Origin of the sequence: Flavobacterium notoginsengisoli (assembly GCF_014207905.1) — a bacterium.
In the GTDB taxonomy this organism is placed as follows: Bacteria; Bacteroidota; Bacteroidia; order Flavobacteriales; family Flavobacteriaceae; genus Flavobacterium; species Flavobacterium notoginsengisoli_A.
In genome coordinates this window covers 647,803-673,939 of record NZ_JACHLB010000001.1, presented here as the reverse complement: position 1 = coordinate 673,939, position 26,137 = coordinate 647,803, and the positions used below count along the sequence as shown (strand labels likewise).

Annotated in this window: 27 protein-coding genes; 25 read left to right on the top strand and 2 right to left on the bottom strand. The window is 33.8% G+C overall.

Translation table 11 applies throughout. From position 1 onward, the window contains the following. Positions 1-107: 107 nt before the first annotated feature. Positions 108-1,793, top strand: coding sequence for a sodium/sugar symporter (locus tag HNP35_RS02885; protein ID WP_184158625.1), 1,686 nt, complete (start codon positions 108-110; stop codon positions 1,791-1,793). Positions 1,794-2,073: 280 nt separating this feature from the next. Beyond that, positions 2,074-2,853, top strand: a complete 780-nt coding sequence (locus HNP35_RS02880; RefSeq protein ID WP_184158626.1) for an SDR family oxidoreductase — start codon at positions 2,074-2,076, stop codon at positions 2,851-2,853. A gap of 134 nt (positions 2,854-2,987) precedes the next feature. Here the strand turns inward: HNP35_RS02880 and HNP35_RS02875 are convergent, their stop codons facing one another. Then, on the bottom strand, positions 2,988-3,878 hold the full coding sequence (locus tag HNP35_RS02875) for an AraC family transcriptional regulator (RefSeq protein WP_184158628.1): 891 nt from the start codon (positions 3,876-3,878) through the stop codon (positions 2,988-2,990). Positions 3,879-4,049: 171 nt separating this feature from the next. Between HNP35_RS02875 and HNP35_RS02870 the strand changes: the two genes are divergently transcribed. The 5 genes from HNP35_RS02870 (at position 4,050) to HNP35_RS02850 (ending at position 8,669) form a co-directional block, all read left to right on the top strand. Next, positions 4,050-5,705: a UxaA family hydrolase gene (locus tag HNP35_RS02870; RefSeq protein ID WP_184158630.1), complete on the top strand. Its 1,656-nt coding sequence runs from the start codon at positions 4,050-4,052 to the stop codon at positions 5,703-5,705. Between the two features lie 39 nt (positions 5,706-5,744). Further along, positions 5,745-6,509 (top strand): SDR family NAD(P)-dependent oxidoreductase, encoded by a 765-nt coding sequence (locus tag HNP35_RS02865; protein WP_184158632.1) that lies wholly within the window; start codon positions 5,745-5,747, stop codon positions 6,507-6,509. 193 nt (positions 6,510-6,702) lie between these two features. After that, positions 6,703-7,557, top strand: a complete 855-nt coding sequence (locus tag HNP35_RS02860) for a fumarylacetoacetate hydrolase family protein (protein ID WP_111423052.1) — start codon at positions 6,703-6,705, stop codon at positions 7,555-7,557. A gap of 9 nt (positions 7,558-7,566) precedes the next feature. Then, complete coding sequence (locus HNP35_RS02855) at positions 7,567-7,902, top strand: L-rhamnose mutarotase (RefSeq protein ID WP_184158634.1); 336 nt, start codon at positions 7,567-7,569, stop codon at positions 7,900-7,902. A 164-nt stretch (positions 7,903-8,066) separates the two neighbouring features. Then, the gene (locus HNP35_RS02850; RefSeq protein ID WP_184158636.1) at positions 8,067-8,669 is read left to right on the top strand and encodes a hypothetical protein; all 603 of its coding nucleotides are present in this window, start codon (positions 8,067-8,069) and stop codon (positions 8,667-8,669) included. Positions 8,670-8,896: 227 nt separating this feature from the next. Here HNP35_RS02850 and HNP35_RS02845 read toward each other — a convergent pair whose 3' ends face one another. Then, on the bottom strand, positions 8,897-10,147 hold the full coding sequence (locus tag HNP35_RS02845; protein WP_184158638.1) for an NAD(P)/FAD-dependent oxidoreductase: 1,251 nt from the start codon (positions 10,145-10,147) through the stop codon (positions 8,897-8,899). Between the two features lie 101 nt (positions 10,148-10,248). On the opposite strand from HNP35_RS02845, the gene HNP35_RS02840 reads away from it, so the two are divergent. From HNP35_RS02840 to HNP35_RS02755, 18 genes are all read left to right on the top strand, one after another. Continuing rightward, entirely contained in the window at positions 10,249-11,769 is a 1,521-nt protein-coding gene (locus HNP35_RS02840) for an HAL/PAL/TAL family ammonia-lyase (RefSeq protein ID WP_184158640.1), read from the top strand. 69 nt (positions 11,770-11,838) lie between these two features. Further along, a complete protein-coding gene (locus HNP35_RS02835) occupies positions 11,839-13,062 on the top strand; it encodes a WG repeat-containing protein (protein ID WP_184158642.1) in 1,224 nt (407 codons plus the stop codon). Between the two features lie 96 nt (positions 13,063-13,158). Next, positions 13,159-13,890, top strand: coding sequence for a 3-oxoacyl-ACP reductase FabG (fabG, locus tag HNP35_RS02830; RefSeq protein ID WP_184158644.1), 732 nt, complete (start codon positions 13,159-13,161; stop codon positions 13,888-13,890). A gap of 181 nt (positions 13,891-14,071) precedes the next feature. Further along, on the top strand, positions 14,072-15,307 hold the full coding sequence (locus HNP35_RS02825) for a beta-ketoacyl-[acyl-carrier-protein] synthase family protein (RefSeq protein WP_184158645.1): 1,236 nt from the start codon (positions 14,072-14,074) through the stop codon (positions 15,305-15,307). Continuing rightward, on the top strand, positions 15,300-15,554 hold the full coding sequence (locus HNP35_RS02820; RefSeq protein ID WP_184158647.1) for an acyl carrier protein: 255 nt from the start codon (positions 15,300-15,302) through the stop codon (positions 15,552-15,554). Before HNP35_RS02825 ends, HNP35_RS02820 begins: the two co-directional genes overlap by 8 nt. Continuing rightward, positions 15,555-16,436 (top strand): lipid A biosynthesis acyltransferase, encoded by an 882-nt coding sequence (locus HNP35_RS02815; protein ID WP_184158649.1) that lies wholly within the window; start codon positions 15,555-15,557, stop codon positions 16,434-16,436. 303 nt (positions 16,437-16,739) lie between these two features. Then, positions 16,740-17,642 (top strand): dialkylrecorsinol condensing enzyme DarA, encoded by a 903-nt coding sequence (locus tag HNP35_RS02810; RefSeq protein WP_184158651.1) that lies wholly within the window; start codon positions 16,740-16,742, stop codon positions 17,640-17,642. Positions 17,643-17,659: 17 nt separating this feature from the next. Beyond that, complete coding sequence (locus tag HNP35_RS02805; protein ID WP_184158653.1) at positions 17,660-18,793, top strand: beta-ketoacyl-ACP synthase III; 1,134 nt, start codon at positions 17,660-17,662, stop codon at positions 18,791-18,793. Then, complete coding sequence (locus HNP35_RS02800; protein WP_184158654.1) at positions 18,793-19,224, top strand: hypothetical protein; 432 nt, start codon at positions 18,793-18,795, stop codon at positions 19,222-19,224. Before HNP35_RS02805 ends, HNP35_RS02800 begins: the two co-directional genes overlap by 1 nt. A gap of 3 nt (positions 19,225-19,227) precedes the next feature. Further along, a complete protein-coding gene (locus tag HNP35_RS02795; RefSeq protein WP_184158656.1) occupies positions 19,228-19,698 on the top strand; it encodes an ABC transporter permease in 471 nt (156 codons plus the stop codon). Between the two features lie 335 nt (positions 19,699-20,033). After that, entirely contained in the window at positions 20,034-20,438 is a 405-nt protein-coding gene (locus HNP35_RS02790; RefSeq protein WP_184158658.1) for a hypothetical protein, read from the top strand. Then, positions 20,439-21,437, top strand: coding sequence for a BtrH N-terminal domain-containing protein (locus tag HNP35_RS02785; protein WP_184158660.1), 999 nt, complete (start codon positions 20,439-20,441; stop codon positions 21,435-21,437). 63 nt (positions 21,438-21,500) lie between these two features. Next, the gene (locus HNP35_RS02780; RefSeq protein WP_184158662.1) at positions 21,501-22,199 is read left to right on the top strand and encodes an ABC transporter ATP-binding protein; all 699 of its coding nucleotides are present in this window, start codon (positions 21,501-21,503) and stop codon (positions 22,197-22,199) included. Then, the gene (locus tag HNP35_RS02775) at positions 22,189-23,472 is read left to right on the top strand and encodes an ABC transporter permease (RefSeq protein WP_184158664.1); all 1,284 of its coding nucleotides are present in this window, start codon (positions 22,189-22,191) and stop codon (positions 23,470-23,472) included. The genes HNP35_RS02780 and HNP35_RS02775 overlap by 11 nt, the downstream gene beginning before the upstream one ends. Next, positions 23,447-23,896 carry an acyl-CoA thioesterase gene (locus HNP35_RS02770; protein ID WP_184158666.1) on the top strand — a complete coding sequence of 150 codons (450 nt, stop codon included), beginning with the start codon at positions 23,447-23,449 and terminating at the stop codon, positions 23,894-23,896. The genes HNP35_RS02775 and HNP35_RS02770 overlap by 26 nt, the downstream gene beginning before the upstream one ends. Before the next feature lie 111 nt (positions 23,897-24,007). After that, positions 24,008-25,147 carry a beta-ketoacyl-[acyl-carrier-protein] synthase family protein gene (locus tag HNP35_RS02765; protein WP_184158668.1) on the top strand — a complete coding sequence of 380 codons (1,140 nt, stop codon included), beginning with the start codon at positions 24,008-24,010 and terminating at the stop codon, positions 25,145-25,147. After that, on the top strand, positions 25,144-25,677 hold the full coding sequence (locus HNP35_RS02760) for a hypothetical protein (protein WP_184158670.1): 534 nt from the start codon (positions 25,144-25,146) through the stop codon (positions 25,675-25,677). Before HNP35_RS02765 ends, HNP35_RS02760 begins: the two co-directional genes overlap by 4 nt. A 24-nt stretch (positions 25,678-25,701) precedes the next feature. Next, positions 25,702-26,133, top strand: a complete 432-nt coding sequence (locus HNP35_RS02755) for a hypothetical protein (RefSeq protein WP_184158672.1) — start codon at positions 25,702-25,704, stop codon at positions 26,131-26,133. Positions 26,134-26,137: the final 4 nt, after the last annotated feature.

Below are 26,137 nucleotides of genomic sequence, written 5' to 3'. Positions count from 1 at the left end.
AAAAATAACGGAAATAAAACACATCTTGCATTTTTAATAAGATTATAAAGCATAAAACCAAATAAACAAATTTAACCCTATAATAATTATTTAAAATACTACTAACAATGAACCAAAACCTCGCTTTCGCAGATTATGCGGTTTTTATTATCTATTTTATCGTAGTTTCGGTCTACGGTTACACGGTTTACCGCAAACGTAAACAAGACGAACAAGATGCTAAAGCTTACTTTTTGGCTGAAGGAAATTTAACATGGTGGGCAATTGGAGCTTCTCTTATTGCTTCTAACATCTCTGCAGAACAATTCATCGGTATGAGTGGTGAAGGTTTCTTCTTAGGAATCGCTGTTGCTGCTTACGAATGGCTTGCTGCTATTGCGCTTATTATCGTAGCTGTATGGTTTATCCCTGTTTATCTTAAAAACAAGATTTACACGATGCCTCAGTTCTTAAAAACACGTTACAACGAATCTACTGCTTTGATTATGGCAGTTTTCTGGTTGTTTTTGTATGTTTTTGTAAACTTAACTTCAATCTTATATTTAGGAGCAGTTGCTATTAATGGTCTTGCTGGTGGAGAATATCTGCACGCAATCATGATCGGTCTTGCAGTTTTCGCATTATTTATTTCTCTTGGAGGAATGAAAGTTGTGGCTTACACAGACGTTATTCAGGTTGCTGTATTAATCATTGGAGGTTTGGTAACTTCTTACATTGCATTGGTAACTGTTGGAGAAAAATTAGGAATTAGCAGCAGTGCTATTGAAGGTTTTAAAGTGTTAATGACAGAAGCTCCTGAGCATTTCAAAATGATTATTCCAAAACCAACTGCAACTTCTACACAGCTTGAAATCGATAAATATTTAACTTTCCCAGGATTGTTATCTTACGCTGCTGGTATCTGGATCATCAACTTAAACTACTGGGGATGTAACCAATACATTACGCAAAGAGCTCTTGGTGCTGACTTACAAACGGCTCGTACAGGAATTTTATTTGCTGGTATGTTAAAATTATTAATGCCTCTTATCGTAATGCTTCCTGGTATTGCAGCTTACGTTTTATATACAAACGGACATTTACCACAATTAGTTGGAGGAAAAGACGGAGCTTACTCTGCTGTATTAACATTCCTTCCAACTGGATTAAAAGGACTTTCTGTTGCTGCCTTGACTGCTGCAATTGTAGCGTCTTTAGCGGGTAAAGTAAACAGTATTTCTACAATCTACACATTAGACGTTCATAAAAAATACATTCAAAAAGATGCTGGTGAGAAACAACAAGTAAACATTGGTAGACTTGCCGTTTTTGCTGCAATGCTTTTAGCTGTTCTATTTACATGGAATGACGTTCTTGGAATTGGTGGTGTTGGTGGATTTACATACATCCAAAAATACACTGGATTCATTAGCCCTGGAGTTTTTGCCATGTTCTTCTTAGGTATGTTCTGGAAAAGAACTACAGGAACAGCTGCAATCGTTGGGGTAATCTTAGGATTCTTATTATCTGTTTTATTCAACGAATATGCTCCAGCTTTATTTGGACACGATACACTTTTATACACAGCTTACCCTAACGGAAAAGGAGCTTTCGAAATTCCTTTCCATATCTGTATGGGATTATCATTCTTCTTCACAATGCTTGCGATGATCTTGATAAGTTTTGCTGGGCCAAAAGTAAACCCTAAAGCATTCGAGACTGAGCCTGGAATGTTTAAAGTTAAACCGCAAACAACTGTCTTAATCGTAATTACGATGTTGATTATTGTTGCGCTTTACGTTAAGTTCTGGTAATAAATTATCAGTTCTATTCTCTCTATTTTTACAGCTGTTGTTTGTCATGAACAACAGCTGTAAATTTTTAAAGAGAAATCTATTCAATAAAATATATGACACAGATTTAAAAGATTAATGAATTACATTGTCACCCTGAGCGAAGTCGAAGGGCGCTCCAATTGGAATCGGGCTTCGACTTCGCTCAGCCTGACAAACAGTAGAGTAACAATCTTTTTAATCCTTATAATCTGTGGCAAAAAGAAATAAACAGAATTTCAAATTATAATACATAAATACCATGCAGTTATCATTAACCCAAAAAATCATTATCGTTACGGGAGGTGCAAAAGGAATCGGTTTAGGAATCGTTAAGGTTTTAGCCGAAGAAAATGCAATTCCGTTTATTGTTGGACGTAACGAAAATGACAACATCAAAGCCGTAGAAGAATTAAAAGCCATTGGAAAAGAAGCGCACCAAGTTGCTGCCGATTTAACCAAACCTGAAGACTGCAAAAAAGCCGTTGAAGCCGTAATCGCAAAATTCGGAAGAATCGACGGATTGGTAAACAATGCCGGCGTTAATGACGGTGTTGGATTAGAAAGCGGAAATTATGAAGATTTCGCTGCTTCGCTTCATAAAAATTTAGTGCACTATTATTTAATGGCACAACATGCTCTTCCATATTTGAAAGAATCAAAAGGAGCAATTGTAAACATCGGTTCAAAAACTGCCGAAACCGGTCAAGGCGGAACCTCAGCTTATGCTGCTTCAAACGGTGGAAGAAATGCTTTAACCAGAGAATGGGCGGTTGAATTGCTGAAATACAGCATTCGTGTAAACGCTGTAATTGTAGCTGAATGTTACACTCCACTTTACGAAACATGGATTAATACTTTTGAAAACAAAGAAGAAAAGCTAGCTGCAATCACTAAAAATATTCCGTTAGAAAACAGAATGACAACCGCTGAGGAAATCGCAAATATGGTGGTTTTCTTATTATCTGAAAAATCAAGCCACACTACTGGACAGATTATTTATGTTGACGGAGGTTATACACATTTAGATAGATCTATTTAATTTTTTAGCCACAGATTATAAGGATTAAAAAGATTTGTTTTAGTTTGTCACCCTGAGCGAAGTCGAAGGGCGCTCCAATTGGACGTGGGCTTCGACTTCGCTCAGCCCGACAAAACAGGATTTTAAAATCATTTCTAATCTTTATAATCTGTGGCAAAACTAACCTTAGCGTTATTTTTAAAATCCGAAGGAGTAATTCCCTTAACCTTTTTGAAGAGTTTATTAAAATCCGATGCCGTTTTATAACCACATTCATACGCAATCTCAGACATACTTTTATCGGTTTCCAACAGCAATTTACAGGCATTCGAAATTCGGATTTCGTGCAAATAGTCCACAAAATTTTTCTTTGTTTTTACTTTAAACATTCGGCAGAAAGAAGTCGGCGTCATATTCGCGACAGCGGCAATTTCGCTTAAAGCTATATTTCGTTTGAAATTTTTATTTACATATTGAAAAACCTCCGACAGACGGTCAACTTTTGCATCCTTCTGCATCAGAGAATAAATTTCATCATTAATGTAAATCGTATCCTGACTTTCAGAAAGAATAGACAAAATCTCAAAAAGTCCGACGATAACTTCAAAGTCTTTTTTAGCAACTAATTTCTCCAGTTTTTTCGCAATCTGTTTATTGGTCTTTCCGATAATCGAAATTCCCTTTCCTGCCTGAAAAAAAAGTTCGTTGATTTTTTGAGTTTCTTTTAATTCGTAAAAAGTCGGACCAAAAATATCTTTATGAAAATATACAACAATCGAATTGGCTCTTAAATCTTCAATTCCCTGATAATATTTTTCATCATTCAGCCAAACATGCGGAATATCCGAACCTAAAAAAACCATATCACCAGGCTCAAACGGCATTACCGAATTTCCGATAATTCGTTTTCCGTAACTCTCTTTCACATAAACCAATTCCAATTCCGGATGCGAATGAAACGGCGCTTGAAAAAAAGGTTCAATACGATTCAGCACCGAAACTTTGGTGTTGAGATAAGACGCTATTTTGGTTTGTTCCAATTTCATTCTGCAAAGATAATTAAAGATTAGATACAGATAATATTAGACTATTAAGGAATAGGTAAAAAGGCTAATTTTATTTTTCGTTAAATGCCCGAATTCTATACAAAATCAGAAGATTAAAATGTTATAGAATGAAAGCAACGACATCAAAAAAAAGAAAAAAACAACAACACAATGTCTGAGAATAACACAAAAAAACTGGTTGTAAAACTGCATCCAGATGATAATGTATTGGTTGCCTTAACCGACTTACAAAAAGGTGAAACCATACATTTTGAGAACGAATCTTACGTTTTACAAGACCTCATCAAAGCCAAACATAAATTCTACATGCAAGACATGAAGCAGGGAGAAGAAGTGAATATGTACGGCGTTTTGGTTGGAAAAGTGCAAAACGATGTGGCAAAAGGAAGTTTAATGACGACCGAAAACTTAAAACATGCTGCAGATCCTTATGCCTACAGAAATGCTTCTTATGAATGGAATGCTCCTGATGTTTCTAAATTTGAAAACCGAACTTTTAAAGGTTACAAAAGAAAAGACGGACGCGTTGGAACGGCTAATTACTGGCTTTTTATCCCGACTGTTTTTTGTGAAAACAGAAATTTGGACGTAATCAAAGAGGCTTTACACAAGCAATTGGGTTATGCTGTAACAGACAAATACAATCAATTTACGCACGAATTACTTCAGGGTTATTTGAACGGAAATGATATAAACGATATCAATATTGAATTGAATCCGACTCCAAAAAACAAACGTGTTTTTGAAAATGTGGACGGAATTAAATTCTTAAATCACCAAGGTGGTTGCGGCGGAACGCGTCAGGATGCTTCTACTTTGAGCGCTTTATTGGCTTCTTATGCGAATCACCCGAATGTTGGCGGAATCACGCTTTTGAGTTTAGGATGTCAGCATTTACAAGTTCAGGATTTTGTAAATGATGTAAAAAGACAAAACCCTGATTTTGATAAACCGTTGTTTATTTTTGAACAGCAACAAACAGAAAGCGAAGAAGTACTGATTACAAATGCCATCAAAAAAACTTTTGAAGGTTTAATTGAAATCAATCAATACGAGAGAACCGATGCGCCTTTAAGCGATTTATGCATTGGTGTAAAATGTGGTGGAAGCGATGGTTTCAGCGGTGTTTCTGCAAATCCTGCTGTGGGTTATACTTCTGATTTGGTTGTCGCTTTAGGCGGAAAAATTCTTTTGGCAGAATTTCCAGAATTATGCGGTGCCGAACAAAATTTAATTGACAGATGTATTACTGAAGATAAAGCTAGAAAATTTATTGATTTAATGGAATCTTATGATGAACTAGCGCATAAAGTAGGCTCTGGTTTCCATATGAATCCTTCTCCGGGAAATATAAAAGATGGATTAATTACGGATGCGATCAAAAGTGCAGGAGCAGCCAAAAAAGGCGGAACTTCACCTGTTGTTGATGTTTTGGATTATACCGAATTGGTTACAAAACCTGGATTAAGTTTGGTTTGTACGCCAGGAAATGACGTAGAAGCGACGACTGGAAAAGCGGCTTCTGGAGCGACTTTAATTTTGTTTACAACGGGATTAGGAACTCCGACAGGAAACCCGGTTTGTCCAGTTATTAAAGTAGCTACAAATTCGGTTTTGGCAACCCGAATGAAAGATATTATCGATATTGACTGCGGACCAATTATCAGTGGTGAAAAGTCTATTGAAGAAATGGGCGAGGAAATTTTAGAATATTGCATCAAAGCGGCAAGCGGCGAAATTATTCCGAAAGCAGTACAATTAAATCAAGACGATTTTATTCCGTGGAAACGCGGCGTATCTTTGTAAAAGACTCAATTAAAAATAACTTTAAAAAAATTATATAAAATGTTTTCATTACAAAATAAAAAAGCAATTATCACTGGAGGCGGAAGCGGAATCGGAAGAGCGATTTCTGTTTTATTTGCTAAACAAGGTGCAGAAGTTCACGTTTTAGAATTAACAGAAGAAAGCGCAAAAGAAACGGTTGAAGAAATTAAATCTGCTGGCGGAAATGTTTTTGCTCACGCTTGCGATGTTTCAAACCACGAGCAGGTAAAATCAACTTTTGAGAAAATCGGAAATATCCATATTTTGGTAAACAATGCAGGAATTGCTCACGTTGGAAAAGTAGACACAACGGCTGAAGCTGATTTTGATCGTATTATGAATGTAAATGTAAAAGGAGTTTACAACTGTCTTCACGCTTCGATTCCAGCGCTTAGAAGTTCTGGCGGAGGAGTTATCCTGAATTTAGCTTCTATTGCAAGCTGGGTTGGAATTCCAGATCGTTTTGCTTATTCTACTGCAAAAGGAGCGGTTATGGCAATGACTTTATCGGTTGCAAAAGATTATTTGAATGATAAAATCAGATGTAATTCTATTTCTCCAGCGAGAGTTCACACGCCTTTTGTAGACGGATTTATTGCTAAAAATTATCCTGGAAAAGAAGAAGAAATTTTCGAAAAACTATCACAATCACAGCCAATCGGCCGTATGGGAAAACCAGAAGAAATTGCAACTTTAGCTTTATTCTTATGCAGTGACGAATCGTCTTTCATCACAGGTTCAGACTACCCAATTGATGGTGGTTTTATCAAATTAAACAACTAAAAATTTATTTTGCCACAGATTTAAAAGATTAAAAGGATTTTTATATCATAAATGCTGTCAGGCTGAGCGAAGTCGAAGCCCACGTCCAATTGGAACGCCCTTCGACTTCGCTCAGGGTGACAACCTAAAGAAATCATTTTAATCTTTTAAATCTGTGGCTAAAAAAAAATACACATTACTAAAAAATTAAAATATGAAACTTATTAGATTCGGAGAAGAAGGAAAGGAAAAACCAGGAGTTTTACTAAATGAAAAAAGATACGATGTTTCGTCTATTGTAACAGATTACAACGAAGCTTTTTTTGAAAATGACGGTTTAGCAAAATTAGAAGAAGCCTTAAAAAATAATCCATCTTTACCAGAAGTAAGCGATTCAGTACGTTTAGGTTCGCCAGTTGCGCGTCCATCAAAAATTATCTGCATTGGATTAAATTACGTAGATCACTGCGAAGAAACTGGTGCTGCAATTCCAGAAGAACCAATTATTTTCTTCAAATCAACCACTTCTTTATGCGGACCAAATGACAATTTGATCATTCCAAAAAACAGTGAAAAAACAGACTGGGAAGTAGAATTAGCATTTGTTGTAGGCAAAAAAGCAAGCTATGTTTCTGAAGAAGATGCACCAAACTATATCGCAGGATATTGCCTTTTGAATGATTACAGCGAAAGAGCATTCCAAATCGAAAGAGGCGGACAATGGGCAAAAGGAAAAGGTTCTGATACTTTCGCTCCTCTTGGACCAATTATGGCAACTCCAGACGAAGTTGGCGATGTAAACAATCTAAAAATGTGGCTTACGGTTAACGGAAAAACTTTCCAAAACAGCAATACTTCAAATTTAATTTTCAAAATTCCATTTTTAGTGCATTATTTAAGTCAGTTTATGACATTGCTTCCTGGCGATGTAATCAGTACAGGAACACCTCCAGGAGTTGGATTAGGAATTAAACCAGATCCAATTTACATTAAAGCGGGTGACGTAATCGAATTAGGAATTGAAGGTTTAGGTACAAGCAAACAAACTGCTGTAGCTTACCAAGGATAAATTTAGATTATGGCAACACAAAAATTCTATCTGGCTTTAGATCTAAAAGATGATGCAGATTTAATTGCAGAATACAAAGAACTGCATGAAAATGTATGGCCAGAAATTAAAAAAAGCATTCAAGATTCTGGAATTGAAGTTCTGGATATTTACTGCACCGGAAACCGATTGTTCATGATTATCGAAGCGGACGCCGATTTTACTTTCGAAAAGAAAGATATGGCTGATGCTGCAAACGAAAAAGTTCAGGAATGGGAAACATTAATGTGGAAATTCCAACAAGCTTTACCTTGGGCAAAACCGGGACAAAAATGGATTTTAATGGATAAAATATTTGGATTGTAAAATTCAACTGTTCATTCAAAAAATAAAAAAATAGGATTTCAAAATTGAAATCCTATTTTTGTTTTACTACCAAATGGTAATTTTATTTTAACACGTAATATGTTGTTTATTAATGTTTTTAATTAATTTTAAATTATTGAAAATTAACCTTAATTAATCAACAAATGAAAAAACTAATTATCGCATGCTTTTTTATTTCAGGAGTAATATTTGCTCAGGATATGAATGTTGTTCAAGGAAATTTTGACTTTTTAAAAGACCAAAAAGAAGTCAATGTAATATTCGATTATAGTGATTTTACTATGATGAAAGAAAAAATGCCTGAAGCACAATACGTTCAAGAACACAAAGCCGATTTAGATAAAAAAGCAAAAGGAAACGGTAATATCTGGGAGAAAAAATGGATCGCAGCAAAAGACCAAATCTGGACACCTAAATTTTTAGAAATTGCAAATACCGTTTTAACCAAAGAGAAAAAAGATTTAAATTTTCAAGAAGGTTTAAAAACGCCTTATACACTTATTGTAAAAACAGTTTGGCTTTTCCCTGGCTGGGACGCAGGAATTATGAAACAACCTGCAAAAGTTACAACAAACCTAAAATTTGTTGACTCCGCTAATAAATCAAATGTGTTGTTAGAAATTACAAGTGATGAAGCTCCTGGAGACCAATGGGGAAGCAACTTTAGCAACGAATCTCGACTTGGAGAAGGTTATGCAAAAACGGCAAAATCGATGTCTAAACTTATTATAAAGAAAACGAAATAAAAATATTATTTCATATTCCGTAGGAATATCTGGTCGGTAGAAAAAAATATTGCCATTTTGCATTATGTCCTGTAGGGACATTTGATATACGGAAATAATATACATATCCATTAATCAAACTTTCCTACGGAACGTATTATCACAATTCAAATTTAATTTCTACCGACCAGACATTCCTAATGGAATGAATTCACAAAATAAATTGTTTTTATAAAAAAAAGCCCTGATTATTCAGGGCTTTGTTCTTTTTGCATATTTAATAAATACGCCATATTCGCAATTACATGATCATGTTTTTTGACAAACGAATTTTCTTCGTTCCAAACATAACCTGCTAAAACAGCACATATTTTTTCTTTTACTTCAGGATTTTCAGGCTGGTGGAAAAACAGCGTTTGTAAATTCCCTGTGTACCATTCTTGTACATAAGTGGTGAAAACAGCAATTCCGCGTTTCATATATTGCGTAAACTCCACTTCCCAATCAACAGGAATTCCTTGTGATTCTTTTAAATATAATTTTGCTGCCAACATTCCTGATTCTGTTGCAAAAGCTACTCCTGAAGAGAAAACTGGATCTAAAAATTCAGAACTGTTTCCTGTTAAAGCAAAACCATCTCCATACATTCTTTTTACAGCTCTAGAATAGTTTTCTAATTTAACTGGCTCAAACAAAAATTCTGTTCCTGCGAATCTTTTAATATAATAATCAGACTTCTGAATCGCATTTTTCAAAGCCTCGGCATTGTCTTTATTTTCAGAAAGTGAATTGATGAAATCTGTCGGACCAACAACTCCTAAACTTGTATTTCCGTTAGAAAATGGAATTACCCAAAGCCAGACTTCAGTTTCTAGAATATCAAAAGAAATTTGAGTTCCTTCTACACCTTCTTCTCTGTTTATATCCTTAACATGCGTAAAAATAGAAGAATGCGGATCTAATTTTGATGGCGTATCCAAATCTAAAAGTCTTGGCAAAACACGTCCGTATCCGCTTGAGTCGATAATAAATTTAGCGTGAATTTCTTTCAGATTTCCATCTTTATCTTTTACAATGGTTTTTGAATTTTTTCCTTCAAAAGAAACTTCCAAAACTTCTGATTCAAATTCCAAATCAATTCCTTTTCTGATAATTTCCTGCGCCATTGTGTTATCAAAATCAGCTCTTGGAACTTGCCAAGTCCAATCCCAGCCTTCTCCAAATTTCTTGCTAAAATCGAAATTGCAGATTTCTTCGCCTCTAATAAAACGAGCTCCTAATTTTTTCTCGAAGTTCATGGCATCAAGCGCTTCAAACAATTCTGCCTCAGCAAAATGGTCCATTACACGCGGAATAAGGCTTTCACCAACAACAAGTCTCGGGAACTTTTGTTTTTCTACAACCTTAACCTTAACATTGTTTTTAAACAAGTAAGATGCCGAAACACATCCAGATGGTCCTGCACCAATCACTAAAACATCAACAAACTCCTTTGTCATATTAGAATTATTATCATTAATTAACCTACATTTGCCATCATCAAAATAACTACAATTATTTTGATAAATAAAATTAAATTAGCGCAACCAAAATAGATTTGATGAATACAATAAATGAATATTTAAGTTTAGCAGAATTTGAAGCCATAATTTTTGGTAAAAATAAAGTTGCCATAAGCGATGTGGTTTTAAATCGAGTGAACGAAAGTTTTAATTTCTTGAAAGAATTCTCAGGAAACAAAGTAATCTACGGAGTCAATACTGGCTTTGGTCCGATGGCTCAATACAGAATTAAAGAGTCAGATCAAATTCAACTGCAATATAATTTAATTAGAAGCCACTCTTCTGGAACAGGGAAACCTTTAAATCCAGAATGTGCAAAAGCGGCCATTTTAGCAAGATTAAATACTCTTTCTTTAGGAAATTCAGGAGTTCATTCTTCTGTTATTCATTTAATGGCAGAATTAATCAATAGAGATATTACGCCTTTAATTTTTGAACATGGTGGCGTTGGAGCAAGTGGTGACTTAGTGCAATTATCGCATTTAGCATTAGTTTTAATTGGCGAAGGCGAAGTTTTTTATAAAGGAGAAAGAAGACCAACTCCAGAAGTTTTCGAAATCGAAGGTTTAAAACCAATTCAAGTAGAAATTAGAGAAGGTTTGGCGTTAATCAACGGAACTTCTGTAATGACGGGAATTGGCGTTGTAAATGTGCATTACGCACAAAAATTATTAGACTGGTCGTTAAAAGCTTCATGTGCAATCAACGAATTAGTACAAGCTTACGACGATCATTTTTCTGAGGAATTAAATCAAACGAAACGTCATAAAGGACAGCAGGAAGTGGCAGAAAGAATGAGAAAAAATCTTTCTGACAGTACTTTAATCCGTAAAAGAGAAGACCATTTATATTCTGGTGAAAACACCGAAGAAATCTTCAAAGAAAAAGTTCAGGAATATTATTCACTAAGATGTGTTCCTCAAATTTTGGGTCCGGTTTTAGAAACCATTAATAATGTCGCTTCTATTTTGGAAGACGAATTTAACTCAGCAAACGACAACCCAATTATTGATGTAAAAAACCAGCACGTTTACCACGGAGGAAATTTCCACGGAGATTATATTTCGCTAGAAATGGATAAACTGAAAATCGTTATCACTAAATTAACGATGTTGGCAGAACGTCAATTGAATTATTTATTAAATTCAAAAATTAATGAATTGCTTCCTCCATTTGTGAACTTAGGAACTTTAGGATTCAATTTCGGAATGCAGGGTGTTCAGTTCGTTGCAACTTCAACTACTGCAGAAAGTCAGACATTATCAAATCCAATGTACGTTCACAGTATTCCAAACAACAATGACAATCAAGACATTGTAAGTATGGGAACAAATGCTGCGGTGATGACAGCAAAAGTAATTGAAAACTCATTCGAAGTTTTAGCAATCGAATTAATCACAATCGCTCAGGCAATTGATTATTTAGATCAAAAAGGAAAAATTTCATCTGTTACTAAAAAATGGTACGATGATATCAGAAATATAATTCCAACATTTAAAGAAGATCAAGTAATGTATCCTTTTGTTCAAAAAGTTAAAGATTATTTGATCAACAGTTAAAAATTGATATACAAATTTGCCCCAAAGAGTTTTAGTTTTTTAATCGTTAAACATTGAATTTTTAAAATCATGAAAAAGACACTTATTTTTTTGCTGCTGGTAAGTATTCAATTTGTTAATAGTCAAGAATTGGCATTAGTTAAAAAGAACTCCAAAATTGGATATCTTTCTAAAGACGGATCTTTTAAAATCGAACCACAATACAAATCGGCTAGAAGTTTTTCTGAAGGTTTGGCTGCTGTAGAAAATGGCGGAAAATGGGGTTTCATCGATACTAAAGGAACTTGGGTAATTCCAGCAGACTTTAAAGATGCTAAAGATTTTAACAACGGAATTGCTGTTGTACAAAAAGATAAAGAGTGGGTTTATATTAATACTAAAGGTGAAATCCAAAAAGCGCCTACCTCTGACAAAGTTTTTGATTTTAATGACGGTGTTGCGTTCATCAGACAAAACAATAAAGTGGGTTTAATTAACAACAAAATGACTGTTGTTCTGGAACCAAAATACGATCAAATCAAACCTTTTGAAAATGGTTACGCAAGAGTAGAATTAAACAAAAACTGGGGAATTATCGATACTAACGGAAAGGAACTAGTTGAACCTGCTTATGCTGAAATCGGAAATTATTTTAAAGGAACAACTTGGGCTAGAAAAGATAAAACTTTCGGATTAGTAAGTGGAGGAAAATTTACTCCGGTTGATGGAGCTGAAAAAATCTGGGATTTCGAAACTCAAGATTTAACTTATGCTAAGAAAAACGGAAAAATTGGTTATATCGATTTGAAAGGAAATTGGGTAATTCTTCCTATTTATGATAAAGGAAAAGCTTTCTCAAAAAATTTAGCTCCAGTTTTAGTTGGAAAAAAATGGGGATTTATTAATCCAGAAGGAAAATTTGTAATTGAGCCAACTTACAGCGATGCAGAAGTTTTCAGTACAAACGGATTAGCTCCAGTTAAAGAAAGCAATTGGGGATTTATCAACGAATCTGGAAAATTGGTCATTCCAACACAATACGGTATTACTACCAATGCCATTATTGCGATGTTTACACAACAAGACAAAGGATTTATCAGTGGTGTTGCAAGAGTTAAAAACGAAGGAAAATGGGGATTTCTTAAACCAGACGGAACAGTTTTAGCCAATCAATGGTTTGAAAATGCTGAATTATTTTCTAAGAGTACAGAAAAACCTCAGCCAGTTGCAGCTCCTGCTGAAAAACCAAAAGAGGAAACTAAAGCTGTTGCAAAAAAACCAGCGGCAAAACCAGCACCGAAAAAAAAGAAATAATATTTACCTCCAAATAAATTATAAAATTTGCATAAATGAAATTGCGTTCTGTAAAGCGGTTTCATTTATGACAAATAAAAATAAAACCTACATTAAATGAAATGTGTATTAGTAACAGGCGGTTCGAGAGGAATTGGAAGTGCTATTTGTAAAAAATTAGCCGTAGAATCCGATTATCATATTCTGATCAATTATCATTCGAATAAAACAGCTGCCGAAGAAACATTACAAGAAATTGAGAAATTAGGTGCAACAGGAGAAATTTTAGGTTTTGATGTTGCCGATTTCGAACAAGTGCAAAACGTTCTAACCAAATGGCAGGAAGAAAATCCTGAAAAACTGGTTGAAGCGATTGTAAATAATGCAGGAATTACAAAAGACGGTCTTTTTATGTGGATGACACCGCAAGACTGGAACAGCGTAATGAATACAAGTACAAACGGATTCTTTAATGTAACGCAATTTTTTATTCAAAAAATGCTTCGCAATAAATACGGCCGAATTGTAAACATCGTTTCTGTTTCTGGAGTAAAAGGAACTGCAGGACAAACTAATTATTCGGCTGCAAAAGGCGCTATTGTTGCCGCTACAAAAGCATTGGCGCAAGAAGTTGCCAAAAGAAATATTACGGTAAATGCTGTTGCTCCAGGTTTTATTAAAACGGATATGACTAGTGAATTGGACGAAAAAGAATTACTAAAACTTATTCCGGTAAATCGTTTTGGCGAAGCCGAAGAAGTTGCAGATTTGGTAAGCTTTTTGATTTCTAAAAAAGCAAGTTATATTACAGGAGAAATTATCAATATTAACGGCGGAATATATTCTTAAAGAATACTACGTTTACGAGATTATTTTAAGTTTTTTAAACATAGAAAATTGCTCGCAAAGACGCAGAGTCGCAAAGGTTTTATTAATTAAAACTTAAAAAAAGAAGAAACTTTGCAACTCTGCGTCTTTGCGAGATTAAAAAAATAACACTTTAAGGATAAAAAATTACTTTTGAAAGACCATGAATAGACGAGTTGTAATTACTGGAATGGGAATTTATTCTTGCATCGGAACTTCTTTAGACGAAGTAAAAGATTCGTTATATGAAGGAAAATCTGGTATTCAGTTTGATGCTGAACGTAAAGAATTTGGTTTCCAATCTGCTTTGACCGGAATGGTTCCAAAAGCCGATTTAAAAAATTTATTGACAAGAAGACAACGTATGAGCATTGGTGAAGAAACCGAATATGCTTATATGGCTACTATAGAAGCGCTAAAAAATGCTAATATTGACGATGCTTTTTTCGATGAGCACGAAGTTGGTATTATGTACGGAAATGATAGTGTTTCTAAAGCCATTATTGACGCTACTGATATTGTCCGCGAGAAAAAAGATACTGCCTTAATTGGTTCTGGTGCGATTTTCAAGTCAATGAATTCTACCGTAACCATGAATCTTTCTACGATTTTTAAACTTCGAGGAATCAATTTAACGGTTAGTGCGGCTTGTGCCAGCGGTTCTCATTCTATCGGATTGGCTTATTTTTTAATCAAAAGCGGTTTTCAAGATATTATAATTACTGGTGGTGCTCAGGAAATTAATAAATATGCCATGAGCAGTTTTGACGGATTAGGCGTTTTTTCTAATCGAGAAAGCGATCCCGAAAAAGCTTCAAGACCTTTTGATGCCGGTCGTGACGGATTAATTCCGAGTGGCGGTGGTGCAACATTAATTTTAGAAAGTTACGAATCTGCTATTGCTCGTGGTGCCAATATTATTGCAGAAATTGTCGGTTACGGATTTTCATCTAACGGTGGCCATATTTCTACTCCAAACGTTGAAGGTCCTGCAACAGCGATGAAACGAGCTTTAGACGAAGCCAACTTAAAAGCATCAGATATTGAGTACATAAATGCTCACGCAACCTCAACTCCTGTTGGTGATGCCAACGAAGCAAAAGCCATTTTTGAAGTTTTTGGTGAAAGAAATCCTTATATAAGTTCAACAAAATCGATGACAGGACACGAATGTTGGATGGCGGGAGCAAGCGAAATTATTTACTCTATCTTAATGATGCAGAACGATTTCATCGCGCCAAACATCAATTTAGAAAATCCTGATGAAGATGCTTCAAAATTAAATTTAGTTAAAACTACGTTAAACAAAAAATTTGACATATTTTTGTCGAATTCTTTCGGTTTCGGAGGAACCAACTCTGCGTTGGTGGTTAAAAAGTTTAAATTGAACGATGAATAAAGAAGATATTATAGCAAAAATAAATGGTTTTTTAGTTGATGAATTTGAAGTAGACAATGACGACATTGAACCAAATGCTAATTTAAAAGATACACTTGGGTTAGATAGTCTTGATTATGTTGACTTAGTTGTTTCAATTGAAGAAAACTATGGTGTAAAACTAGTTGAAGCAGATTTTGTTGGAATTTCTGATTTTCAAAGTTTCTACGACCTTATCGAAACCAAAATAAAAGCCAAATCAGCTTAAATGAGTCAATGGGATGGTAAATCCAAAGGAACTGTTTTAGGTTATAGAATATTCGTTTTTTTAATTCAGAAAGCGGGTGTAAAAGCAGCCTATACCTTACTTTATTTTGTAGCTTCCTATTATTTTTTATTTCTAAGAAAAAGCAACAAAGCCATCTTTTATTATTTTAAAGAAAGGCTACAGTATTCCTATTTTAAATCAAAAAAAATGGTTTTCAAAAGTTACTACACTTTTGGACAAACCATTATTGATAAAGTTTCGATTTCTGCTGGTTTACGAAACAAATTCACTTACGAATTTGACGGAATCGAAACACTCAAAAAATTACTTGCAGAAAAAAAAGGTGGCGTATTAATTAGTGCGCATGTCGGAAATTTTGAAATTGCAGAACATTTTTTTGCAGATATTGATTTAGACTTTCAAATCAATTTGGTCACTACAGATTTAGAACATTCTGCCATTAAGAATTATTTGGAAAGCATTTCTAAAAAACCAACCGTAAAATTTATCATTATCAAAGAAGATCTCTCTCATATTTTTGAGATCAACGCTGCTTTGGCTAATAATGAATTGATTTGTTTTACAGGCGATCGTTATTTTGAAGGAACAAAATCTTTATCAGAAACCATTTTGGGTAAAGAAGCCAACTTTCCGGCTGGTCCATTCTTAATTGCATCAAGACTTAAAGTTCCGGTTGTTTTTGTTTATGTAATGAAAGAACCAAATCTTCATTATCATTTATACGCAAGAGAAGCAGAAGTAAAACACCGCGACGAAAAAGGACTTTTGAAAGAATATGTAAAAAGTGTAGAAAGCATTTTAAAGCAATATCCTTTGCAATGGTTTAATTATTTTGATTTTTGGAACGACATTAAAAATTAAGTTTTTCTTCTACGCTATTTTTAGCTCCGCCCCGAATTGATGAAGCAATTCACGAATTCTACTGCCGTTTTTGAGCGAATATTTTCACCGATAATTTTTCTAATTCTTTTTTCGTAAAATTATATCCTTACCTGAATGACAATTTGTGGAACTTTTTGTAGATATAATTTAAACAAAATTGTTCATCACTGCTATATTTTGAATAATTCGTGAATTTGTGGCTAAAAAAACGTTAGTCAAAATAAGAAAATTCGTTTAAATAAATTTACCTATTTTTGCTAACCACCAAAGTCAGACACCCAAATGAAAAATGTCCTCGTAATTTATTATACTCAATCTGGACAATTAGAATCTATTGCAAAAAACATTGCAAAACCGTTTCTAAATTCAGATGAAATAAATATTACTTTTTACGAAATACAATTAGAAAAACCTTTTCCTTTTCCTTGGAACAAAGATTCTTTTTTTGATGCTTTTCCAGAATCTTTTTTACAGATTCCAACAGCATTAAAACCAGTTCCGGAGGAAATCTTAAATACAAAATTTGATTTGGTTTTATTTCATTATCAGGTTTGGTATTTATCTCCTTCAATTCCGATCAATTCATTTTTGAAAAGTGACGATGCCAAAAAACTATTGAACAATACTCCTGTTATTACCATAAGCGGTTCTAGAAACATGTGGATTATGGCGCAGGAAAAAGTCAAAGTTTTACTGAAAGAAGCCAACGCTAATTTAGTTGGAAATGTAGCTTTGGTAGATCGTGTTGGAAATTTAATCAGTGTAATTACAATTGTAGAATGGATGTTTTCTGGAGTTAAGAAAAAATATTTAGGTATATTTCCGCTTCCGGGAGTTTCTGAAAAAGATATTCAAGAATCAAGTCAGTTTGGAGAAATCATGCTCGATTCTTTCAACAATAATAATTTAGCCGATTTACAGCCAAAATTAGTAAACGCAGGAGCTGTAAAAATTAGTTCCTATTTGGTGACTGTTGACAAAACGGCCAATAAAATTTTTGATAAATGGTCAAACATCATTTATAAAAATCAAAAAAACCGAAAACAGCTGCTTAAAGTATTTAATGTTTATTTATTCCTTGCGATATGGTTAATTTCACCAATAGTGTATATATTGCACCTTATTACCTATCCGCTTAAGTTAAAATCTATAAAAAAGGAAACTCAATATTATCAGGGAGTTTAGAAGACGAAATTTAAATTATGTTTGAAGTATATATTACAAAAGCTGCAAAATATTTGCCAAACGAAGCTGTTTCAAATGACGAAATGGAAGCCTATTTAGGTCTTATCAACGATACTGCTTCAAAAGCAAGACGTATTATTTTGCGCAATAATAAAATTACAAGCCGATATTATGCTGTTGATAAAGATGGAAAAAGTACTCACAGCAATGCCGAATTAACTAAAAATGCTATTTTACCGTTATTCGACGAAAATTTTACGCCTCAAGATTTAGAGGTACTTTCATGCGGAACTTCAACTCCGGATATTTTTCTTCCTTCGCACGCTGCGATGGTTCATGGTTTGCTAAAAAATAAATCTGTCGAATTAAATTCTTCAACAGGGGTTTGCTGTGCGGGAATGAACTCTTTAAAATTCGGTTATCTTTCTATAAAATCTGGAAACTCAAAAAATGCAATCTGCACAGGATCTGAAAAAGTTTCAACTTGGCTGAATGCTCAAAAATACAATCACGAAGCAGAAAACTTAAAAAGTCTTGAAGAACAACCTATTATCGCTTTCAAAAAAGATTTTCTTCGTTGGATGCTTTCAGACGGCGCTGGAGCTTTTTTATTAGAAAATAAACCACGCGGACCAATTTCACTAAAAATCGAATGGATGGAAGCTTTTTCGTATGCTTACGAATTAGAAACTTGCATGTATGCTGGAGGTGATAAATTAGAAAACGGCGAAATCAAAGGTTGGAGCGATTATGCACCAGAACAATGGTTAAACGAATCTGTTTTCTCTATTAAACAAGATGTAAAATTATTAGATGAATTTATCCTTTCGAAAGGTGCGGAAAGCATGAAAGACGCAATGGATAAAAACAACATAAAATCTGGAGATATTACTTATTTCATTCCTCACGTTTCTTCTAATTTCTTTGTGGAAGGATTAAAGAAAGGATTAACAGAAAAAGGAATCGGAATGAGCGATGATAAATGGTTCATGAATCTTTCTAGAGTTGGAAATGTAGGTTCTGCCTCAATTTATTTGGCTTTAGAAGAATTAATGAATTCAGGAAACTTGAAAAAAGGAGATCACATTCTTTTATCTGTTCCAGAAAGTGGAAGATTTTCTTTCGCGTATGCGTATTTAACTGTTTGCTAATGGAAACAATGGCGCTTTTAGAAAAAGAAACGGTCGAAAATTTATTGCCTCAAAAGTTTCCTTTTGTAATGGTTGATGCTATGCATTCTTACACGGAAACTTCTTTGGTTTCAGGTTTAAAAATTCAGCAGGAAAATATTTTCGTAAAAAATGGCATTTTTCTAGAAGCAGGTTTAATCGAACATATGGCACAATCTGTCGCTTTACATACAGGTTATCAGTTTTTTTTAAGAAACGAAATTGCGCCAACTGGCTATATCGGGTCAATTAAAGAAATTGAAATTAAAAAATTGCCACGATTAAACGACACGATTCAATCTGAAGTAACCATTTTACAAGAATTTGCTGGAATTACTCTGGTGAATATCGTGACAAAATTAAATAACGAAGAAATTGCAAACGGACAAATGAAAACCGTTTTAGCCAAATAAGATATGATTTTGAACAAGGGAGTTGACATACAAAATTATTTACCGCACCGAGCGCCAATGCTTATGGTGGATTTGATTTTGGATATTGATGCTAACTTTGTAGAAACCATATTTTTGATAAAAGAAGACAATATTTTTGTTCAAAATAATGTTTTTATCGAAGCAGGTTTAATAGAAAATACGGCACAAACTTGTTCTTCTATAGTTGGAAAAAAGTATTTTTTTGACGAAGATGGAACAGAAAATGAAAACGTAAATGTAATTGGATTTATAAGTGCTTTAAAAAATGTAAAAATTCATTCGTTGCCAAAAGTCGGCGAAACTATAATTACAAAAGCAACTTTAGTTTCAAAATTTGTAGGCGACGATTACACTTTATGCACAATGAGCTGTAACAGTTCTGTTGAAGACCAAATACTCTTGGAATGCGAAATTAATTTGTTCATTCAAAAAACAGTTTCAATTGTTGAGTAATAAATTTCAAAATGTATATAAAAAAGCCTCTATATCATTTACTAATTCGAATAGGAATATTTGCATTGCTATTTATAGGGATTTTTGCATATAGTTCTTATACATACGATCCGAATCCATATAATAGACATTTAAATCCAAAAATTGGCTTTTTCGGTTTAGCCTTCTTTTTAATTCAAGCTTATTCTTTATTTCTACTTTTAGAAATGATTTATTTCTTTATGAAAAAACACAAGAATTTAGCCTTCATAAATCTCGCCTTTTTAATTATAATAGAAATAGCACCTGTTTTGGTTTTACTACAATTATTCGTGTAGTTTTAATAATTATGCATTATGGAAAAAGAAAATGTGCCTCAGGATAAAAGTAATTTAACGAAAAACAACGTAAAAGAACTTTTGTACGCAACCGATGAAAATGGCAATTATACCACAACCTTAAGTACAGGTTGGGAACCAAAAACAATAGCACTTTCTAATTCTATTGATGAAATAAACGAAAGAATTGCCGATGCCAAACAACAAGTTTTAAATGGCGAAGTAAGTCCGATTGTCTATTTTATGGAAGTAAATAAAATGGATCTTACAATTTTGTCAAGTTACGTCGGATTCTGGAAATGGCGTGTAAAAAGACATTTTAAACCAAGTGTTTTTGCAAAACTAAACGATAAGATTTTAAAAAAATACGCTGATACTTTTGAAGTATCAATTGAAGAATTAAAAAACAGCATTACCAAATAAATGGAATTAACTTTCACACATCATCAGTCTGCTCATTGCGAGAATGGAGTAGCGTCAAATCTGCTAAAAAATAGCGGACTAAACATTAGCGAACCGATGGTTTTTGGTATTGGCTCAGGGTTATTTTTTGTATACCTGCCATTTATAAAAGTAAATTATGCTCCGGCAATTAGTTACAGAACTTTGCCTGGACAGATTTTCAATAAAGTTGCTACACGTTTAAATTTAAAAATAAAAAGACAAAAGTTTTCATCGGTTTCAAATGCAACTAAAGCATTAGATGAAAATCTAAAAAATAATATTCCGACGGGTTTACAAGTTGGAGTTTACAACTTAAGTTACTTTCCAGACGAATATCGTTTTCATTTTAACGCACACAATTTAGTCGTTTACGGTAAAACCGATAAAGATTATTTAGTGAGCGATCCTGTAATGGAAACCGTTACAACTTTAACGCACGAAGAACTGGATAAAGTTCGTTTTGCCAAAGGAGCTTTTGCACCGCGCGGTCAAATGTATTATCCAATTCAGATTCCAAAAGACATTGATTTAAAATCTGCTATCATTAAAGGAATCAGAAATACGTGCAGAGATATGTTGGCGCCAATGCCAATTGTTGGTGTTCGCGGAATCAAATTTGTTTCGAAACAGATTAGAAAATGGCCGATAAAACACGGAACTAAAAAAGCCAATCATTATTTGGCGCAAATGGTTCGTATGCAGGAAGAAATTGGAACTGGAGGCGGTGGTTTCCGTTTTATTTATGCGGCATTTTTACAGGAAGCTTCTGTTATTTTAGGTAATGAAGAACTGAAAGAGCTTTCTAAAGAAATGACAAAAATTGGCGATTCATGGCGAGATTTTGCTGTTGAAGCTTCGCGAATTTACAAAAACAGAAGTGCCAAAGAAGATGCCTACAATACTATTGCCGATGAACTTTTGGACATTGCCAATAGAGAAGAAATCTTTTTCAAAAAATTAAAAAAAGCGATTAGCTAAGAATATATTTTGCAGTCTATCATTCAAATAGAATCCCTTTCGAAAAAGTACAAAAATGCAGAAATGTATTCTTTGAACAACGTTTCGCTAAACATAAACGAAGGTCAGATTTTTGGTTTATTAGGGCCAAACGGTGCTGGAAAAACCACTTTAATTTCCATGCTCTGCGGATTGGTAAAACCAACTGACGGACATTTCACAATTGATGGTTTAGATTATCAGCATCATGCTTCAAAAATTAAAAAAATCATTGGTGTTGTTCCTCAAGAATATGCTTTATATCCAACTTTAACTGCTAGAGAAAATCTGCATTATTTTGGAAGCATGTACGGTTTAAAAGGCTCTGTTTTAAAAGATAAAGTAATCGAAGCTCTGGATCTTTTAGGTTTGTTGAAATTTGCAGATAAACAAGTTCAGACTTTTTCGGGCGGAATGAAACGACGCGTTAATCTAATTGCGGGAATTCTGCACCAACCAAAAGTTTTGTTTTTGGATGAACCGACTGTCGGTGTCGACGTGCATTCGAAAGCAGCGATTATCGATTATTTAAAAGTTTTAAACCAAAACGGAACGACCATTATTTATACTTCACATCATTTGGCTGAAGCCGAAGATTTTTGTTCTCAAATCGCCATCTTAGATCAAGGACAGATTTATGCGCAAGCAACTCCGTCGGCATTAATTGAAGCTACAAAAGATGCTAGAAATCTCGAAGATGTTTTTATTTCATTAACCGGTAAAGCGTTGAGAGATGATATATAAAATTTGGATGTCGGTAGTAAAAGAATTCCTTTTACTAAAGAGAGATTTAGGCGGATTGATTATTTTATTTGTCATGCCTTTGGTTTTGGTGATTACGGTAACTTTAATTCAGGACAGTACTTTTAAAGCCGTAACCGATTCTAAAATTCAGATTCTAATTGTGGATAACGATAAAGGTTCTGTTGCAAAAACGGTTTTTGAAAATTTAGAAAAAAGCAATTTGTTTACTGTTGTAACACAAATTGACAATAAACCCGTAACAGAAGAAATTGCCAAAGAAAATGTCTACAAAGGAAAGTTTCAATTGGCAATCGTGATTCCAGAAAATCTAAGTTCTGATTTACAGGCAAAAGTAGATCAGAATGTAGAGAAAATTGTGAGCAATTTGGGTTTGACAGATAGCACTGCAACAACAGAACCTCAACGTATTATAAAAGAAAAAGAAGTAAAACTATATTTTGATCCAGCGGTTCAAATGAGTTTTAAAAATGCTGTTATGAGTTCGATTGACAAAATGATTTCGCAGATTGAAACCAAATCAATTTACAGCACTTTTCAAAAACAATTAGGAGAAGAAACTATCGATTTTGAGCAAAAAAGTTTCATAAGTTTCAAAGAAATAATTCCGCGAATCAACAACAAAGAAGTTCGTCCGAACTCTACGCAACATAACGTTCCAGCATGGACACTTTTTGCGATATTTTTTATCGTGATTCCGTTATCGATCAATATTGTAAAAGAAAAATCGCAAGGAACTTTTGTTCGTTTGAGAACGAATCCAGTTTCTAATTTGGTTGTCATTATTGGAAAAACCATTACCTACTCTATCATTTGTATGATTCAGTTTTATATGATGGTTGCCGTTGCGGTTTTCTTATTTCCATCAATAGGATTACCTTCTTTAAACATCGAAGGACATTTATTGATGACAAGTGTTGTTGCTTTATTTTCTGGTTTTGCGGCTATCGGATTCGGAATTTTATTAGGAACCGTTGCAAGCACACAAGAACAATCTGCTCCTTTTGGTGCAACAAGCGTTATTATTTTAGCGGCCGTTGGAGGTGTTTGGGTTCCTGTTTTTGCAATGCCGAAAATCATGCAATTTATTGCTAAATCTTCTCCAATGAACTGGGGATTAGAAGCTTTTTACGATGTTCTTTTGCGTAGCGTTTCTTTCCTAGAAATCATTCCAGAAATAAGTTTATTATTTTTGTTTTTCATTATTACAACTTCCATCGCATTATTTTATGATAAAAAGAAAAGAGCAGTTTAACGAAGCGACAGACTTAACCGTTTCACACGAAATCAGAATTCGTTTTAACGAAACAGATCCGCTTGGAATTGTTTGGCATGGCAATTATATTACCTATTTTGAAGATGGACGCGAGGCATTCGGACGCCAGCACGGACTTACCTATTTGGATATTGCCGCAACTGGATATACGACACCAATTGTAAAATCGACTTGCGAACATAAATTGTCTTTGCGTTATGGTGATGTGGTAACAATAGAAACAACTGTTGTAGACACACCGGCAGCAAAAATGATTTATCGTTTTAAAATTATTGATGACAAAGGAGAAGTAGCGTGCACAGGCGAAACAACTCAGGTTTTTTTAGACAAAGAAGGAAATTTAATGCTGACGAATCCTCCTTTTTATGAGGAATGGAAACGAAAAGTGGGTTTACTAAAGTAAGCTTCTCTCCTGCAAGGTTTCCAAAACCTTGTAGGTATTTAATAAATAGAACTTAAAAATTTAAACCTACAAGGTTTTGGAAACCTTGCAGGAGAAATCGAGAATCATAAAATGTTAAGAGAAATATACATTACAGAAACAAATTGTATCACTCCTTTAGGTTTTGATGTCGAATCAAATGTTGAAGCGATTCTTCGTGGCGATTCTGGCATTCAGCTTCATAATGATATTTCTTTAATGCCGAATTCATTTTATGCTTCGATTATTTCTGATGAAAAAATAAATAGTGCTTTTGCAAAAATAAGTGCTGAAACCCAATATTCTCGTTTAGAGAAAATGATGATTATGGCTTTAGAGCCAATTATCAAAAATTCTGGTGTTGAATTGAATTCAAAAACCGCTTTTATACTTTCTACAACAAAAGGAAATGTAACGGCTTTGGAAAATGATTCTGAAGAAAGTTTTAACAACGCGCATTTAGATGTTTTAGCTCAAAATATTGCCGATTTCTTCAAGTTTCAAACACAGCCAATTGTCGTTTCAAATGCTTGTGTTTCTGGAATTTTAGCGGTTTCAATTGCTAAAAGAATGATTCAGTCTGAACTCTACGATAATATTTTTGTTGTGGCTGGCGACGAAGTTTCTGAATTTGTTTTATCAGGTTTTAATGCTTTTCAGGCGATGAGTGAACTGCCTTGTAAACCATATTCTAAAAACAGAACCGGCGTAAGTTTAGGCGAAGCAACAGCAGCTGTTTTAGTTTCGGCGGAAGCCAAAAACGCTAAAATAAAAGTAATTGGCGACAGCTCTATAAACGATGCGAATCATATTTCTGGGCCATCAAGAACTGGTGAAGGTTTGTTTAGAAGTATTCAGAATGCTTTGAAAGAAGCTCAAATTGAAGCCAACAAATTAGATTATATTTCAGCGCACGGAACTGCAACTCCTTACAACGACGAAATGGAAGCGATTGCTTTAAATCGTTTGGGTTTACAAAATGTTCCTATAAATAGTTTGAAAGGATTTTACGGTCATACATTAGGCGCTTCAGGATTATTGGAAACTGTAATTGCAATTGAATCTGCCAATCAAAATATGCTTTTTGAATCAAAAGGTTTTGATGAAATTGGAGTTAGTGAAACTATTAATGTGATTGAGAAAAATGAACAAAAGAATATTGAATATTTTTTGAAAACAGCTTCTGGATTTGGAGGTTGTAATACTGCTGTCGTTTTTGAAAAGATAGAATGAGAGCTTTAAAAAATTTAAACATTGAAAAAAGCATTGAATTAGGTAAATTAGTTTATACCGAAAGTTGGTATGATAAACTTGATGCAATATTTGTTTATATTTTCTTTTGTTGGGGATTTACTCTTCCTTTTTTAATTTATTTCGATCCGTATAGAAACAACTTAAAAACTGGATCTGAATATAATTTCCTTTTTATAGCAAGCTTTTTTTGTGCTTATGCAATTTACAGAAAAGCAATTGAAAAACGGCTAGTTAAAATTGAAGGTAAATACGATGCCGAAAAACACAAATTAATTATCGATGAATATTGCAAAAAGTTAGGGCTAGAAAAAAACAGAAGTTCAAAAAACATCATAATTTACAATAAAGAGATGCCATATCAATTCAATACAAATTATGAAACAAGTAGAATTTTCCTTTTAAAGGATCAAAATATTTATTTTACAATGTTAAAATCAAACCGATTAAATTCACCTGTTTTATTTTCACAAATATTTTTAAAATTCGATATTAAAAAATTATGTCAATAAAGCTTTAAACATATAAAATACTAAATGAAAAATCTAATCATTTTATTTTTGGCAATCTCATCATTGAGCTGTGTCAAAAAAGTAGAAAAAATTAAAACTCCAACTTTCGTTTTTAATTATCAAGACGCAAAGAGCAATTACACGCTAAGATATATAGGAAAAGACTCTTTATATTTGAATGATCTGAAAACAAATAAAAATTATGGCACATCCATAAATTCGGTTTTAGGAAATGAGGTTTCAAGAACCATCAATAAAATTGACAAACCGGAATATGCAGACGCCTACCAAAGTAAACCCGGAAGTGATATTACTTTCAAAATTTTAATCTTAAACGCACGTCTTTCGCCTGAACCAGCCGCTAAAAATAAGAATGCAGAAAAAGATGTTTACGAGGCTGCCAAAAAATTAAATGCTCTAAAAAACGAATTGAATTTTGTTCCGTCCAAAAAATAAAATT